A 14,375-nucleotide genomic window follows, 5' to 3' on the forward strand; every position below is an offset into this window, starting at 1 on the left:
TCTAGGCGAGCGCCCCTAGCGAAACACGGGTTTGTCCTTCCACAGAGTCCCCGCGGTGAATTCGGCGTATCCGAGGCTATAAACCGCCCGCATATAGTTGGTGTTGAACGGATCGAACATCGAATATTGAACCGGCGCGTCAATCGAGGCGAGATGGAAACCGGCGCCCGTCAGCCGCGAATAGTTATAGAGAGCCGTCAACGCGCTCTGCGTCTGCGATTTGATGAAGATCGAATAGGCCCTTACGATCACAGGAAGCGTTCTGTCAGGCGTGATGGCGAATTCAGGCATGAGCGCATTGTTGACGATCACGTAGAAATCGATGCCCTTCCCTTTGACGGGCAAGAGGCGATTGGAACTGGTGAGAAAAGCTTGCGGCATCATGAGGACTTGCGACGCCGAGCCGCCGTCCGAATGCATCTCCTCGAATTGCCGCCCGCCCGACTCGGCCTTGATCATGACCGCCGGGTAAACGCCGGGAATGCTCGCCGATGCCGTTAATACATCCTGAAACAGCTTCAGGGCGTCGGGGCGCCCGCTATTGGCGATCGCGCCCATGTTCCATACGACGGCGCGCTGGCTGTCGAGATTGGTGGTCAGTACAAAGAGGCGGCGACCCTTGCGATGCTCAGCGGCAACCTGCTGCAGAATCGCGGGCGTGATGTAGCGTTCGATCATTCCTCTCAATGGTCCGGCTCGCAGCAGGCTCGACCCGAACAGTCCGACGAAGCCCTTGGTCCGGACCAACTCTTGCGCAACGCCACTGGTGTAGAGGTCCACCAGGGTATCGTCATAGGCCGATCCGAGAAATGCGTAAGGAGCGATCAAGGCGCCGGTACTGACACCCGTTACGATGTCGAACTGCGGACGGTTCCCAGCGGCACTCCATGCCGAAAGCACGCCGACGCTAAACGCACCACCCGCACCGCCACCTGAAATCATCAGGGCGGCGGCTTTCTTGCGCGTCGTCACCGGTGCCCAATCATGGAGATCGCGCGGGACTTCATCGAACCGGTCATCGAGATAGGCCCGGATTTCGCCGTAGCCAGCAATGGCGGCCTTGTCCGCCTCCTTTGCATCCAGAGCCCTGTCTAGGGTCTGCATGCATCCGGAGAGGGCAAGCAGAAGCGGGAGTCCGATAAGAAGCGCCCGCATCGGGCTGTTGCGGGAAAACGCGAACGACCGGAGGTTCATCGGCCTATGACCTTTGGAGAGCAGGACGGCAGGCGGCATGACGCCGCCTGCGGGGGGTACACGTCCCGCGGCCTCGTTCCCGGGGGAGGAACGCGACCGAAGAGGTTGCGGTAAGCATTGGCAAGCGTTGCTTCTGTTTGACGCAGATGCATTGGACCGACGGCTGCCGAAAGGAGATCATCTGTGGCCGCGTGCCTGCTTCTGATCGGGCTTAAAGGCGATCGCCTCCCGGTCATTGGATGCAGCATGCGGCGCCGCGTCATCGGCACTTTCATGGCTCAGCCCGAGCCAACGCAGCAGCCGTTTGAGGACGTTTTCCAGATCGTCGACGAAGGTGAAGATGACCGGGATGACGATGAGGCTGAGCAGTGTCGACATCATCACCCCGCCAATCACCACAATCGCCATTGGCTGCCGGAAACTCGAATCTCCGCCCATCAGGCTGAGCGCGGCCGGCAGCATGCCCGAGGCCATGGCAATGGTGGTCATGACGATCGGCCGCGCGCGCTTGTGGCAGGCATCGACGAGCGCATCGAACCGGGACATGCCTTGGCGACGCGACATGATCGCGTATTCGATGAGCAGAATGGAGTTCTTCGTCACCACGCCCATGAGCATGAGAAGGCCGATGACGGCGGGCATCGAGAAACTGGTGCCGGTTACCACAAGTGGCACCAGCGCACCGCCGAGCGAGAGCGGCAGGGCCATCAGAAGTGTCAACGGCTGCAGGAAATCGTGGAACAGCAGGACGAGCACCGCATAGATGCAGAACACACCGATCGCCATTGCGAGGGCAAAGCTCTGGAACAGCTCGGAGCTGCGCTGAAGTTCGCCCTGTTCCACCAGCGTGACGCCCGGCGGCAGGTGCTGGAGCGCCGACAGCGCTTTCGCCTCGCGGTTGACGTCGCCCAGAATGCGGCCGTTGAGTTCGACGGAAACGGTGACATTGCGCATACGGTCGATGCGGTCGATTTCCGAAGGGCTGCCGCCGATGCGGATATCGGCGATCGATCCGAGATCGACATTGCCGTTGGTGCCGGCGACGCGCATGTTCTTGATGTCATCGAGATTGGTTCGCGTCTCAGGCGAGAAGCGGACGACGATCGGGATTTGCCGCTGCGGCAGGTTGAGCTTCGGCAGATCGGAAGAATATTCTCCGTTCGTCGCCACGCGCACGGCGCTGGCGATCGCATTCGACGTCACGCCGAGCGCTGCGGCGCGGGCAAAATCGGGCGTGATCTGAATTTCCGGCGCCTGCCTGGCCGCTGTCGATGTGACCGCGCCGATGCCCTGCAGCGTGCGCAGTTGCTCCTCCAGTGCCGTGCTTGCGCTGTCGAGCGCATTGGCGTCGTCGCTGGCAAGAGTGATATCGAGCTTGGTGCCGTTGCCGCCGCTACCGACCGCCACACGCACGCCGGGGAGGACGGAGAGCGCCTGTCGGATATCGTTTTCGATTTCCGACTGCTTGCGGTCGCGCTCATCAATGGGCGTCAGCACGACGACGATCGTTGCGGAGCCAACATCGCTCGTGGTGCTGGTGTCCGGGCCGCCGCCGGAGGATGTCGAGCCGACCGAGGAGAAGACATGCGTGACGTCGCGCAGCTTGCCGGCGATATCGGCGGCTTTTCTGGTCATCGCATCCGTCTGCTCGATGGTGGCGCCGGGTTGCATGGTGAGCGTGATCTGGGCGCGCGCATCGTCGGAAGCAGGCAGGAAGCCGGACTTCAGCAAGGGAATGGTGGCGAGTGAAAGCGCAACAACGACAGCGGTCACGACCACCGTGGTCTTCCTGTGATTGAGGGCAGCCTTCGCGACGGCCATATAGACGCGCATGATGCGGCCATCCTTCTGCTCCGACGGATGGGCCTTCATGAAATAGGCCGCCATCATGGGAGTGAGCAGACGGGCAACGACAAGCGATGCGACAACGGCAACAGCGGCGGTGATGCCGAACTGGCGAAATATGAGGCCCGGTATGCCACTCATGAATGCCGTTGGCAGGAAGACGGCGACCAGCGTGAAGGTGGTCGCGATGACCGCAAGGCCGATTTCGTTGGCAGCCTCCATTGCAGCATCGAGCGGCCGCTTGCCCATTTGAAGGTGGCGGGCAATGTTTTCGATCTCGACAATCGCGTCGTCGACGAGGATTCCGACCACCAGCGACAGTGCGAGCAAGGTGACGATATTCAGGCTGAAGCCCGCCAGATACATGACGAGGAAGGTCGGGATGACCGACAAGGGCAGCGCCAGGGCCGACAGGATCGTTGCGCGCCAGTCCCGAAGGAAGAGCCAGACGACCACGATCGCCAGGATCGCCCCCTCATACAGCATGTGCATCGAACCGTCATAGTTATCGATAATCGGTCCGATCGTGCTGTAGGCTTCATCGATCTGCGCATTGGCATGGGCGGCTGCGAACGTCTTGATCGCAGCGTCGACGCCGGCTGCGACCCCGCTGTCCGAAAACCCGTTCGAACGCTTGATCTCGACCGCGATCACCGGCTTGCCATCGAGATAGGCCATCGAGGAGCGCTCCGCGAAGCTGTCGGTGACGGATGCGACATCGTCAAGTCGGACTTGCTGCCCATTGGCCAGGGGAATCCTGAGTCCCTTCAGCGCCTCGACAGAGGGCAGCGCGCCCAGCGTACGCAATGTCTGACGAGAGCCGCCGACCTCGCCGAGGCCGCCGGACGTGTCGGCTTGCACGGCCTTCAACTGCGCCGATACGGTCGCCGCCGTCACTCCGAACGACGCCATCGTCGATGGATCGAGATCGACATGAACCTCGCGGTCGATCCCGCCGATGCGGTTGACCTGCCCCACGCCCGGCACCGACAGCAGCGCCTTGGTCAGATCATTGTCGACAAACCAGGACAGTTCGGTCTCATTGAGAGCGGTTGAGCGGACAGCATAGGTGACCAGTGCGGAACTCTGTACCGTGACCTTGGTGACGCTCGGCGTTTCCATCTGCGACGGCAGATCAGCCTTGACGCTGTCGACGGCATTGCGGACCTCGTTGAGGGCGGCTTCGCTGTCTTTCTCCAGCTTGAAGGAAACCTTGATCGAGACGGTGCCGTCGGTGATCGTCGTGGTGATATGGTCGAGATAGCTCAGCGCGGCGAGACTGTCCTCGATGGTACGGGCAACCTCCGTCTCAAGCTGCGTCGGCGCAGCACCATCGAGCGTGGCGGTGACGCTGATGGTCGGAAGGTCCATATCAGGAAAATTCTGGATCGGCAGATGCTTGAAGGCCAGCAGCCCACCGGCGGCAAGCATGATGAACAGCAGGATCGCCGGGACAGGGTTGCGGATCGAGAAGGCGGAGAAATTCATCAGTTTTTCCCCGCAATCTTCACGAGGTCATTGTCCGACAGAAAGGCTCCGCCCGAGGTCACGACCTTCGACGAGGCATCTATGCCGGAGATGATTTCCACCTCGCCATCATTGCGACGGCCGGTTTCCACCCGAACCCTGCGCACCCGGTTGTCCTCGCCTGCCGCGAAGACGTAGCTGATGCCGTCCCGGAACACGATCGCCGTTTCGGGTACGGTCAGGGCCGGCGTGGTCTGCAATTCGATGTTGCCCGTGACGTAAAGGCCGGTGCGCGGACGGGCATCGGCTGGAAGCGCGACATAGACGATTGTCCGGCTCGTGTCGGTACTGACCGAAGGCCCGACAAGCCTCACCTTGCCTTCGATGGCATGCCCATCCGGCCCGTTGATCGCAACGCTCAAGCCTTCGGAAATCCGCGGCAGATAGCGCGCCGATACTTCGGCCTGCCATTCGACACGCTGCTGACGGACCATGCGAAACAGCTCGGTGCCGGTTGAGACGACGGCGCCGAGGTTGGCCGAACGCGAGGTTATGAGGCCATCGTCGACGGCGGTGATGGTCGTCTGCCCGAGCTTGATCTTTTCGCTGTCGAGCGCGGCTTCCTCGGATGCCAAGCTTGCCGTCGCCGTCTGCTCGTCGGCGAAATATTCAGTGATTTTCTCGTCGGAGAGAGCCCCGGACGAACTGAGCTGCCGTGCCCGATCCGCATTCGCCTTGGCCTTCGTCAGATTTGCCTTGGCGGTCACGACAGCCGCCTCCTGCTTACGAAGGTCTGCCAGCACACTCTCCTGCGAAAGCCGGGCCAGCGTCTGCCCCTTCGTAACCACGGACCCGACATCGACCAGGACGTCAGTGATGCGCAGGCCGCTCGTCTCGGAGGCGATGATCGCTTCCTGCCACGGCTTCAGCCAGCCGCTCGCGGGAACGGTTTCCGGCCAGTCCCGTTGCGACGGTATCGTCAGAGAGACGGTGAGAGCGGGCGCGGCGGCCTGTTCGGCTGCGACATTGCTGCTGTGAAACAGAAGCGCCGCCGCAACGAGCGCGGTGGCAAATGTTATGGACGGCTTTTTCAACGATGCATTCCTTGGCAAGTCTGGCATGGGCACGGCTATTCCTGCCGCGCGACCAATGCCCCACGTCGATCAGTAGCCGGACGAACGTTAAGTGCGGTCAAGTTAGTGTTAAGCTGGGTAAAACTTGGCCCCGCGTTCGCATTTGTATTGTATGGATGACAGATAGGAATGACGGACGACGTGAATGAACAAGGTTCTCCTCATCGACGACGATGTCGAGCTGACGACGCTTCTGCAGGAATATCTGGCCGAGGAAGGATATGACGTCGCAACAGACACGGATGGTCGAGCGGCTATTGCCGCCGCCGCCGGCAATACGGTCGACATCATCGTGCTCGATATCATGATGCCGCGCATGAACGGGATAGAAGTTCTACAACGCATCAGAAAATTGAGCCGGGTTCCCGTGTTGATGCTGACGGCAAGAGGCGATGACATCGATCGCATATCCGGTCTGAACCTCGGCGCCGACGATTATGTGCCGAAGCCCTGCTCGCCGGGCGAACTTGCGGCCAGGCTGCGGGCGATCCTGCGCCGGGCGGGACAGCCGGCGGCCGGCGCATCGACCGATACGCTGAGGGCTGGCCAGCTCGTGATCCATCCGGGCAGCCGCACCGCTGAATGGCGCGGCGAGACGTTGGAACTGACCGGCACCGAATTCAGCCTGCTCGAAGTCCTTGCCCGCAGCGCTGGCCAACTCGTGTCGAAGCAGGACATCTCGAAGCGCGCCTTCGGAAAGCCGCTCACGCCGTTCGATCGCCGCATCGACGTCCATATCAGCAGCGTTCGTCAGAAACTCGGGCTCAGAGAGGACGGGCAATCCTGGATACAGTCCGTCCGGGGCCAGGGCTATCAACTTCTCGTGGACTGACCATGCCCCGGCTTTTCTGGAAGTTCTTCACAATCATCTGGCTGACCCTGGCGACAACCGTCGCGGTCATCATCATTATCGTCAAGCTGCTTCAGGCGGTGCCCTTCGCCAAGGAACTTGAGGAGGAACGCCGGACGCTGGTGCTGAACCTGACTGAGAACGTTCTGGTTCAGGACGGCGAAGACGCGGCCGCGCATTTCGTGCGCATGAGTGAAAAGACGCGACCGCTCGGCCTGACCCTTTCCAAGGTCGCCGACGCCAACGCCTGCAAACAGGAGAAAACGGCCGATACGAGATCCGTCTTGAGGGACGGAGTTTGCTATCGCATTTCGTTGTCAACTCCGATCAGTTTCAGCTTGGAGACCTTGGCTCCATTGATGCCGTGGATCACGATCCTGATTTCGGCCACGATATCGGCGGGCGCGCTCGCCCGATATCTCATTCGCCCGGTCGTTCATCTGCGTGACGGCCTGAGTGCGCTCGCCCATGGCCGTTTCGACTTCCGCATCGGAGACAAGATGGCCGGCCGAAAGGACGAGGTCACCGCGCTCGCGCATGATTTCGATTCCAGCGCCGCGCGGCTGCAGGAGCTCCAGGATGCGCAGCAGCGACTGTTTCATGACGTATCCCATGAGCTGCGTTCGCCCCTGTCCCGCCTGCAGGCCGCCGTGGGCGTGCTTCGTCAGAACCCGGCGAAACTCGACCTCATGCTGGACCGCATGGATCGCGAGGTCGAACGACTCGATGTGCTGGTGGGGGAGATCCTGACGCTTGCCCGCCTGAACGCCGGAGCCAGCCTGCCTTTGAAAACGCAATCCCTTGATGTCATCGAGCTGTTGAACGAGATCCTCGGCGATGCGGCATTCGAAGCTCAGGCACGGGAGGTCTCGATTACCTCCAATGTCGGCGGCATATTCCTGGCCGAAGTCGAAGGCGAGCTGATCTATCGGGCGCTTGAAAACGTCATTCGCAATGCCGTCAAATATACCGCCCCGCATTCGAGCATATCGGTCTCCTGCGAGACGACGACTGATCTCCTCAAGATCCGCGTGACGGATCAAGGGCCGGGTGTTGGGCGAGATGAGCTCGAACGCATTTTCCAGCCGTTCTCCCGTGGCGACGACGCCGTGCCGGAAGGTGGATATGGCCTCGGCCTCGCAATCACCAGGCAGGCGGTCGAGCGTCACGGCGGGCGGGTCGCCGCGTCGCTGCCGGCAGCCGGCGGTCTGGCTCTCACCCTTGAAATCCCCCGGCGGCCGGCGATGTTTGGCCCGACAAGCGATCGCGCCTGATCCGGCTCGACCTTCAGGACGCATGGCGCCACAGCCGCGCGTGTCTTTACCCAATTTTACACTGTCTTAACGGCCATTAACGCTGGCGTGGCTACACCTGGGCCGCGATCCCTGTTCCTGGGATTCGATCAAATGCCCTCCTTCGACGAAGCGCTCTTTCGTCTGCCACACAGGAAGAAATTGAATGATATCCCTGCGCTATTCCTCACTGGCGTTGCTGCTTATGCTGGCAGGATGCGTGAGCGGTCCGGATCATGTCCCCCCGCAGATGCCGCTTCCGGCAAAGTTCACGGAAGGGGGAGCCAAGAGCAATAACGATGTTTCAACGACCCGGTGGTGGACAGCCTATCGCGACAAGCAACTCGACAGTCTGGTGGCCCGCGGCTTGTCCCGCAACCTCGATGTGCAGCAAGCATTGGAGGAAATCAATCAGGCCTCCGCAAATGTCGTCACCGCCGGCGCTGGCGGATTACCGAGCCTCGACCTCAGCGCGTCGCATACGGTTTCAGGTGAAAAAGGTTCGCTGCGCACGACCACAGGCACCACCAACACAACCGCCGGCGAGGTTAGCGCCTCATGGCTGCTCGATCTATTCGGCCGGTACCGTCGCGCGACGGAGAGCGCACGCGCTGCTTTGGACGCAGCCTACGCTTCGGCTGATGACGAGAAACTCTCCGTGATGAAGGATATTGTGTCGAGCTACATCGATGCACGCTACTACCAAGAGCGCATCGCGCTTTCCAACGCGAACCTGAAATCCCGGCTCGAGACATATGATCTTACCAAGCAACAATCGAGTGCGGGCGCCGCTTCCCGTCTCGACGTCGTCCAGGCCGAAGGTTTGGTGCAATCGACGCGCTCGGAGATCCCCGGCCTTGAAAACAGCTTCAATAGCGAAGTTCATCATATAGCGACATTGCTTAACATGCCGGCATCGACGATGAAGGCGGAGCTGCGCAAGGATGCTGCACAGCCAGTGTTCAACGGCACGATACAAGCCGGCGTTCCGGCCGATCTGATCCGCAATCGTCCCGATATACGAAAGGCCGAGCGCGAATTGGCGGAGGCCGTTGCCAATATCGGCGTTGCCGAGGCTAAGCTTTATCCGTCCATCTCCCTGTCCGGCTCGATCTCTCCAAGCCGGGTCGGCTCGACGGCAAGCAATGCCGGAAGCCTGACCAGCTGGTCCTTCGGCCCTACCCTTGACCTGCCGATCTTCGATGGTGGAAGTCTGCGTGCCGATGTCGACAGCGCAAGATCCAAGGCCAAAACAGCGTATCTCGCCTGGAAGGATACGGTGAACAGCGCGGCGGAAGAGGTGGAAAACGCTCTTTCTGCCATTCGTCGCGATGCACAGGCTGAGGCGGCGCTACGCAATCAGGTCAAGACGGCGCAGGAATCTCTGCGGCTTTCGACCATGAGTTACAAAGATGGGGCATCCTCATTGCTCGACGTCCTGACTTCGCAGCGTGACGTTTCCGATGCGCAGGCAAGTCTTGCCGAAGCCATTCAGACGCTTGCCAAGGACTATGTTGACCTCCACGTCGCAATAGGTGCGGGTTATCGTTCTCAAGAAGCGACGTTGAACTCAGCGGCACCGGCAGCGACACCATGAGCCGCAATGGTAATTGAAGCGAGCGCTTGAGTATTGAGCTGTCGTACCGACGCTATCCCATAGCGGGGCGATCTGCCGTGCTCAGTCGGCAATAGATCGGTCTCCATCCTGCCTCCGGAAAGACCGCTCTTCTCCAGTTTTACCCAACTTTACACTGCCTTTACGGCCATTAACGCCGGCATTGCTAAAGCACAGCTACGATCCCTGTTCAGAAGATTTGCCACATGAGTTTTTGCCTTAGGCTTGCTGACGTCCGCCGACAAACCTTAGCCGCCGCTGCGCTTGCAATACTTCCCTCTTGTGCGAGCGTGCCCCTGCACCAGGGTACTTCTCTCAGTTCTTATACGGATATGGCGGCATCGGGAGGTTCGCTGACCAAGGCGAAGCTGCGGGTGGACCCAGCGTCAGTTCTCAATGCACGCACGGTACGCATCATGCCGACATCGGCACAGCTCGGCAACAGCGGTGCATTGGACCCGAAGGGTCTTGCGCTTGTCACCAACGCCATAGACCGAGCTCTTTGCGTTGGCCTCAGCGACCGTTTTCAGATCGTGGCTGCCAACCATCCGGCGGATCTCGTCGTCCATGCCACGGTCACCGATATCGTTCCAACAAATAGGACGGCCGCCGCAACATCCGCCGTCGCATCGCTCGGCGCATCGGTCGCACTCGCCGTTCCAATTCCAAGGCTTCCAATTGGCCTCGGCGGGCTGTCCGTCGAAGCGGAAGCGGTCAGCCAGGATGGGACGCAGAAAGCGGCGATGCTTTGGTCGCGCGGGGCGAATATGCTGACGACAAGGGCGCGGATCTCCACAGTCGGGGATGCCTACTCCCTCTCCTCCGCATTCGGCGGCGACTTCAGCCCGCATGCTGGTCAAAGGTCGCGATCCATTCAAGGGAACGCCGACCATGCCGTCGATGCAAAAGATAAAGGCATCGCTCGGTGGCGCTCCGAAATACGACGCCTGCAAGGCGTTCGGATCTTCCCCCGGCATCACGGGAGCGGTCGCCGGCCAGTTGGGCCTACCGCCGGGCTGGAGCGACAAAGGAGCGGCCGCTTCGCAGTAGACGTTGCCACTGCCCCTCAGCATGAGCCTACAAGGCTCCAAACGAATAGAACAAGGAAAGGATATCGACCATGAAGATGCATCTGAAGCTTGCGGCAATCGCCGCGATTCTTGCTTCAAACCCCGCATTCGCGACGGAAGGGCAGGCTTATCTTCCGGCCCAAAAGGCCGCTGCCATGCTTGCCGACGGAGCTCCCTGGATGGCCGACGCGCCCGATGGCAAGACCCTCAAAGTCACGCTCAACAAGGATGGCACTGGAAGCATACGCGGCCCCCTGCCGTTTGCGCTCTCCGTCACCTGGACGGTTAAGGGCGATGCGATGTGCCTCTCCGGCAAGATGGGAACGAAGTGCCTAAGATTCCGTGAGGTCTCGGGCGGACTCCAGTCCTGGGATGGCGACAAGCCGGATCTGAAGTTCAGCCGCTAGGGGTTGTCGGTCGCGTTTGCCGCCCGGAAGTCACCAATCAATGGAATGAACCTCCCCGGCCGACCGTTCTTCGGCTGCCGCTGAGCAGAGGTTCTTTCGCGCAGCGATAAAGTCGATGAAGGTGCGAACCTTGGCTGAAAGGTATTTTTTGCTGGGATAAACGGCATGAAGAGTGGCGTTGAATGTCACGGCCTTGGGAAGCACCAACTCCAGGCGCCCTTCGGCAATGTCATTCTGCGTCATCCATATCGGCAAAAAGACGAGGCCCATATGCTCGAGCGCGGCCAGATGCAGCATAATCTCGTTTTCGCTTTGCATGACGGGCCGGAAATTCACCGTTTCCGGTCCCTCTGTTCCCTTGATCGCCAAGCCGCCGTTCACGTTCATGCCGCTATAGGCCAGCAGCGCGTGACCATTGAGATCAGCCAGTTCGCTCGGACGCCCTGTTCGTGACAGATAGCCGGGAGATCCCACGAGATGAAAGGCAACCTGCATCAAGGGGCGTGCGACAAGGCTCGGATCGAGCCGCTCGGGTGCGGTCGCCCGCAAAGCGAGATCGAAGCCCTCATCCACCAGATTGACGATCCGGCCACTAAGATCCATGTCGAAGCGCACGTCGGGATAGCGCTGCTGATATTCGGCAAGCACGCGGGCGATGAGCGAATTTGCGGCCCATACCGGGGCACTGAACTTTAGTGTTCCGCGGGGCATGACCGTGACGTTGCTCACGGCGGCTTCCACCTCATCCAATCCGTCGAGCATCTGCCTGGCCTGGTTGAAATAGAGCATGCCGCTCTCGGTCATGCTGACGTGCCGGCTGGTTCGGTTCAGCAGCCGCGTTCCCAGCCGGCTTTCCAAGTGCATCACATGTTTGCTCGCCATTGCGGGCGAGAGGCCAAGGCGATCTGCAGCCACTGTGAAGCTCTTAAGTTCAGCCACCGCGCAAAAGACGCGCAAACTCGTCAAGGTATCCATTGATCGTCAACTCTGAGGAAATGGTTCTTCAATGTAAGGCACATTGATCAACATTGGCGAAAAGTTCAAGGTCTGACCATCAAGCCGGGATGCCATGCGGCATCCGCACAGTTCGACAAGGGCAGATCATATGAATGAGCTTAGTCTTCCGACCTATTTCGTCAGCCATGGCGGCGGTCCCTGGCCTTATATCACCGATGGATTCCGCCGTAACTTCGACAAGCTCGAGCAATCGCTAGTCGAGATGCGCGCCGAACTCGGCAATGCAGTCCGGGCGATCCTGGTGGTCTCCGGCCATTGGGAAGAGCAGCGCTTTGCCATATCTTCAGGCGCCCAGCCGGGGATGGTCTACGACTATCACGGCTTCCCCGAATATCTTTATCACATCAAATATGGTGCGCCGGGCCAGCCTGAGCTTGCCAAGCGCGTGCAGGCTCTGCTGCAGGGACGCGGCATTGAGGCTGCGCTCGATCCGACCCGTGGTTTCGACCATGGTACTTTCAGTATCCTGAAGCCGCTCTATCCCGAGGAAAACGTGCCTGTCGTTCAGCTCTCGCTAGACGTGAGCTACGATCCGGCATTGCATCTTGAAGCCGGGCGCGCGCTGGCGCCGCTGCGCGATGAAGGCGTGCTGATCATCGGAAGCGGCCTCAGCTATCACAATCTGAGGGCCATGCGGGGCAATGAAGGCCACGAGCCATCCCGCCAGTTTGATGCGTGGCTCCAGCAGACGCTGGTCCACTCTTCTCCCTATGAGCGAGCGAAGCTGTTGCTCGAATGGGAGCAGGCACCATCTGCCCGTGCTGCGCATCCACGCGAGGATCATCTCATCCCGCTGATGGTGGCAGTCGGGGCCGCAAGAGATGAACCCGGCGCCGTCACCTATCATCAGAATGACTTCGCAGGCGGGCTCACGGCTTCCAGCTTCCGCTTCGGCTATGCGCCCATCGCCGCGTCAGGCCAATGATGAAGCTCTGAAAAGAACTTCGAACTTAACACCACTGCCGCTTGACGATCTCAACGGCCACTTAGGAGAAATATCATGTTGAACACCACGAAATGGACGCCTCATGTCCTCGCGATTTTGCGGATCGTGACCGCACTGCTGTTCCTCGAACACGCGACGATGAAGTTCTTCCAGTTCCCGGCGGCAATTCCGGGCGTGCCCTATCCGTTGCCGGCCATCATGCTCATCGCCGGCGCAATCGAGATCGTCACTGGATTGCTGATCACCGCCGGTCTCTTCACGCGCGTCGCCGCCTTCGTCGCCTCAGGCGAAATGGCCGCCGCCTACTGGATGGCGCATGCGCCGCAGGGTTTCTGGCCCGCGCTCAACATGGGCGAGCCAGCCATCATGTTCTGCTTCATCTTCCTCTTCATCGCCTTTGCCGGCGCCGGTAGCTGGGCATTGGACAACATCCGACGCTCGTCTTCGAACCAGATCTCAGCCACCAAGAACGCATAAGCCAACGCTCTTCCGTCGCACAGCAAGGGCGTATCGCGCTTGCGCGATCTGATCAAGCTTGTGGCGGAAGACCGGAATTTTGTGAAAGCAACACCAGACCTGTGGAGGCAAGCAATGAAGGCTGCTCTTCTGAAATCCTATGGCGGTATCGAGCAATTTGAGATCGGTGATATTCCGACACCGAAGCCGGGAGCCGGTGAAGTCCTGATCAAAATCGAAGCTTCGGCCGTTAACCCCTTCGATCTCATCCTGCGCCAAGGTTTTATGGCTCAGTACATACCGCTTCCGCTGCCGGCAGTACTGGGCGGGGACGCCGCTGGCACGGTATCGGAAATCGGCGAGGGCGTTACGGGCTTCGCGGTCGGCGACAGGGTCGTCGCTGATTTTCCAGCGAATGGTAAGGGAGCCCATGCCGAATTCGGGCTCGTGCCCGCAACCTCCGTTGCCAAGCTGCCCACCGCACTGACGTTCGAACAGGGAGCGGCCTTGGTTAAGGCTGGCCTTACCGGGCGGCAGACGGTGGACGCCTTGGGTATCAAGGCAGGCGACCGTGTATTGATCTCGGGTGCGCTCGGCTCTGTCGGCCGCGCCGCAATCCAATACCTCCAGCAGATAGGTGCCAAACCTGTCGCCGGCGTTCGGCCAGAGCGGTTGAATGAGGCGCAGGAGCTAGCGGGAGAAGCCTTGGATATCACGGTGCCGGCCGAGAGCCCAACCTTTGATTACGCGATCAGCGCCGCGGCGCCTGTGGCTCAAAACCTCATCGGACATGCGAAAGACGGCGGTCAAGTCGCCAGCATCGTTCCGGTGCCCGAAGGCGCCAACACCGACAACCGCGTGATCATCCACGAACTCTACCATCGAACCGATGCTGCCACGCTCGACGCGGTGCTGGACGCAGCCGCGCGGGGATTGCTCGTGATACCCATATCGCACAGCTTCCAACTCGAAGAGATCGGTGCGGCCCAAAACGCGGTCGCCGCGGGAGCTCAAGGGAAGGTCGTTTTGAAACATTAATGGGAAAAATCCTCCCGCGATGAGGTTTCGTCCCAGCCGTTCCGG

General features: G+C 60.4%; 11 protein-coding genes and 1 pseudogene. 8 read left to right on the forward strand and 4 right to left on the reverse strand.

The window, feature by feature from the left end; all coding sequences use genetic code 11:
* Positions 1-15 precede the first annotated feature (15 nt).
* From PH547_RS15925 to PH547_RS15935, 3 genes are all read right to left on the reverse strand, one after another.
* On the reverse strand, positions 16-1,155 hold the full coding sequence (locus tag PH547_RS15925) for a patatin-like phospholipase family protein (RefSeq protein ID WP_285168910.1): 1,140 nt from the start codon (positions 1,153-1,155) through the stop codon (positions 16-18).
* Positions 1,156-1,371: 216 nt separating this feature from the next.
* Positions 1,372-4,527, reverse strand: a complete 3,156-nt coding sequence (locus tag PH547_RS15930; protein WP_285168806.1) for an efflux RND transporter permease subunit — start codon at positions 4,525-4,527, stop codon at positions 1,372-1,374.
* Positions 4,527-5,627, reverse strand: coding sequence for an efflux RND transporter periplasmic adaptor subunit (locus PH547_RS15935; RefSeq protein ID WP_260304734.1), 1,101 nt, complete (start codon positions 5,625-5,627; stop codon positions 4,527-4,529). Before PH547_RS15935 ends, PH547_RS15930 begins: the two co-directional genes overlap by 1 nt.
* Before the next feature lie 157 nt (positions 5,628-5,784).
* Here PH547_RS15935 and PH547_RS15940 point away from each other — a divergent pair, with 157 nt between their 5' ends.
* From PH547_RS15940 to PH547_RS15960, 5 genes and pseudogenes are all read left to right on the forward strand, one after another.
* Positions 5,785-6,471, forward strand: a complete 687-nt coding sequence (locus PH547_RS15940; protein ID WP_260304732.1) for a response regulator — start codon at positions 5,785-5,787, stop codon at positions 6,469-6,471.
* Between the two features lie 2 nt (positions 6,472-6,473).
* On the forward strand, positions 6,474-7,763 hold the full coding sequence (locus tag PH547_RS15945) for a HAMP domain-containing sensor histidine kinase (RefSeq protein ID WP_260304731.1): 1,290 nt from the start codon (positions 6,474-6,476) through the stop codon (positions 7,761-7,763).
* Between the two features lie 184 nt (positions 7,764-7,947).
* Entirely contained in the window at positions 7,948-9,378 is a 1,431-nt protein-coding gene (locus PH547_RS15950) for an efflux transporter outer membrane subunit (protein WP_285168807.1), read from the forward strand.
* A gap of 224 nt (positions 9,379-9,602) precedes the next feature.
* Positions 9,603-10,446 (forward strand): annotated as a pseudogene (locus tag PH547_RS15955) (DUF3313 domain-containing protein).
* 70 nt (positions 10,447-10,516) lie between these two features.
* Positions 10,517-10,873: a hypothetical protein gene (locus tag PH547_RS15960; RefSeq protein WP_283053293.1), complete on the forward strand. Its 357-nt coding sequence runs from the start codon at positions 10,517-10,519 to the stop codon at positions 10,871-10,873.
* A gap of 30 nt (positions 10,874-10,903) precedes the next feature.
* On the opposite strand, the gene PH547_RS15965 is transcribed toward PH547_RS15960, so the two are convergent.
* A complete protein-coding gene (locus tag PH547_RS15965; RefSeq protein ID WP_285168808.1) occupies positions 10,904-11,848 on the reverse strand; it encodes a LysR family transcriptional regulator in 945 nt (314 codons plus the stop codon).
* A 130-nt stretch (positions 11,849-11,978) separates the two neighbouring features.
* Between PH547_RS15965 and PH547_RS15970 the strand changes: the two genes are divergently transcribed.
* The 3 genes from PH547_RS15970 (at position 11,979) to PH547_RS15980 (ending at position 14,330) form a co-directional block, all read left to right on the forward strand.
* Positions 11,979-12,815 (forward strand): DODA-type extradiol aromatic ring-opening family dioxygenase, encoded by an 837-nt coding sequence (locus PH547_RS15970; protein WP_285168809.1) that lies wholly within the window; start codon positions 11,979-11,981, stop codon positions 12,813-12,815.
* Positions 12,816-12,890: 75 nt separating this feature from the next.
* A complete protein-coding gene (locus PH547_RS15975; protein WP_260304725.1) occupies positions 12,891-13,313 on the forward strand; it encodes a DoxX family protein in 423 nt (140 codons plus the stop codon).
* A gap of 114 nt (positions 13,314-13,427) precedes the next feature.
* Positions 13,428-14,330 carry an NADP-dependent oxidoreductase gene (locus tag PH547_RS15980; RefSeq protein WP_350223738.1) on the forward strand — a complete coding sequence of 301 codons (903 nt, stop codon included), beginning with the start codon at positions 13,428-13,430 and terminating at the stop codon, positions 14,328-14,330.
* Positions 14,331-14,375: the final 45 nt, after the last annotated feature.

It is taken from the genome of Rhizobium cerradonense, assembly GCF_030182455.1.
Taxonomy (GTDB): Bacteria; Pseudomonadota; Alphaproteobacteria; order Rhizobiales; family Rhizobiaceae; genus Rhizobium.

What these genes read in the sequence shown, in the direction of transcription:
- PH547_RS15925 (WP_285168910.1), bottom strand. Translation starts at nt 1,155, where the DNA reads ATGCGGGCGCTTCTTATCGGACTCCCGCTTCTGCTTGCCCTCTCCGGA.
- PH547_RS15930 (WP_285168806.1), bottom strand. Translation starts at nt 4,527, where the DNA reads ATGAATTTCTCCGCCTTCTCGATCCGCAACCCTGTCCCGGCGATCCTG.
- PH547_RS15935 (WP_260304734.1), bottom strand. Translation starts at nt 5,627, where the DNA reads ATGCCAGACTTGCCAAGGAATGCATCGTTGAAAAAGCCGTCCATAACA.
- PH547_RS15940 (WP_260304732.1), top strand. Translation starts at nt 5,785, where the DNA reads ATGAACAAGGTTCTCCTCATCGACGACGATGTCGAGCTGACGACGCTT.
- PH547_RS15945 (WP_260304731.1), top strand. Translation starts at nt 6,474, where the DNA reads ATGCCCCGGCTTTTCTGGAAGTTCTTCACAATCATCTGGCTGACCCTG.
- PH547_RS15950 (WP_285168807.1), top strand. Translation starts at nt 7,948, where the DNA reads ATGATATCCCTGCGCTATTCCTCACTGGCGTTGCTGCTTATGCTGGCA.
- PH547_RS15960 (WP_283053293.1), top strand. Translation starts at nt 10,517, where the DNA reads ATGAAGATGCATCTGAAGCTTGCGGCAATCGCCGCGATTCTTGCTTCA.
- PH547_RS15965 (WP_285168808.1), bottom strand. Translation starts at nt 11,848, where the DNA reads ATGGATACCTTGACGAGTTTGCGCGTCTTTTGCGCGGTGGCTGAACTT.
- PH547_RS15970 (WP_285168809.1), top strand. Translation starts at nt 11,979, where the DNA reads ATGAATGAGCTTAGTCTTCCGACCTATTTCGTCAGCCATGGCGGCGGT.
- PH547_RS15975 (WP_260304725.1), top strand. Translation starts at nt 12,891, where the DNA reads ATGTTGAACACCACGAAATGGACGCCTCATGTCCTCGCGATTTTGCGG.
- PH547_RS15980 (WP_350223738.1), top strand. Translation starts at nt 13,428, where the DNA reads ATGAAGGCTGCTCTTCTGAAATCCTATGGCGGTATCGAGCAATTTGAG.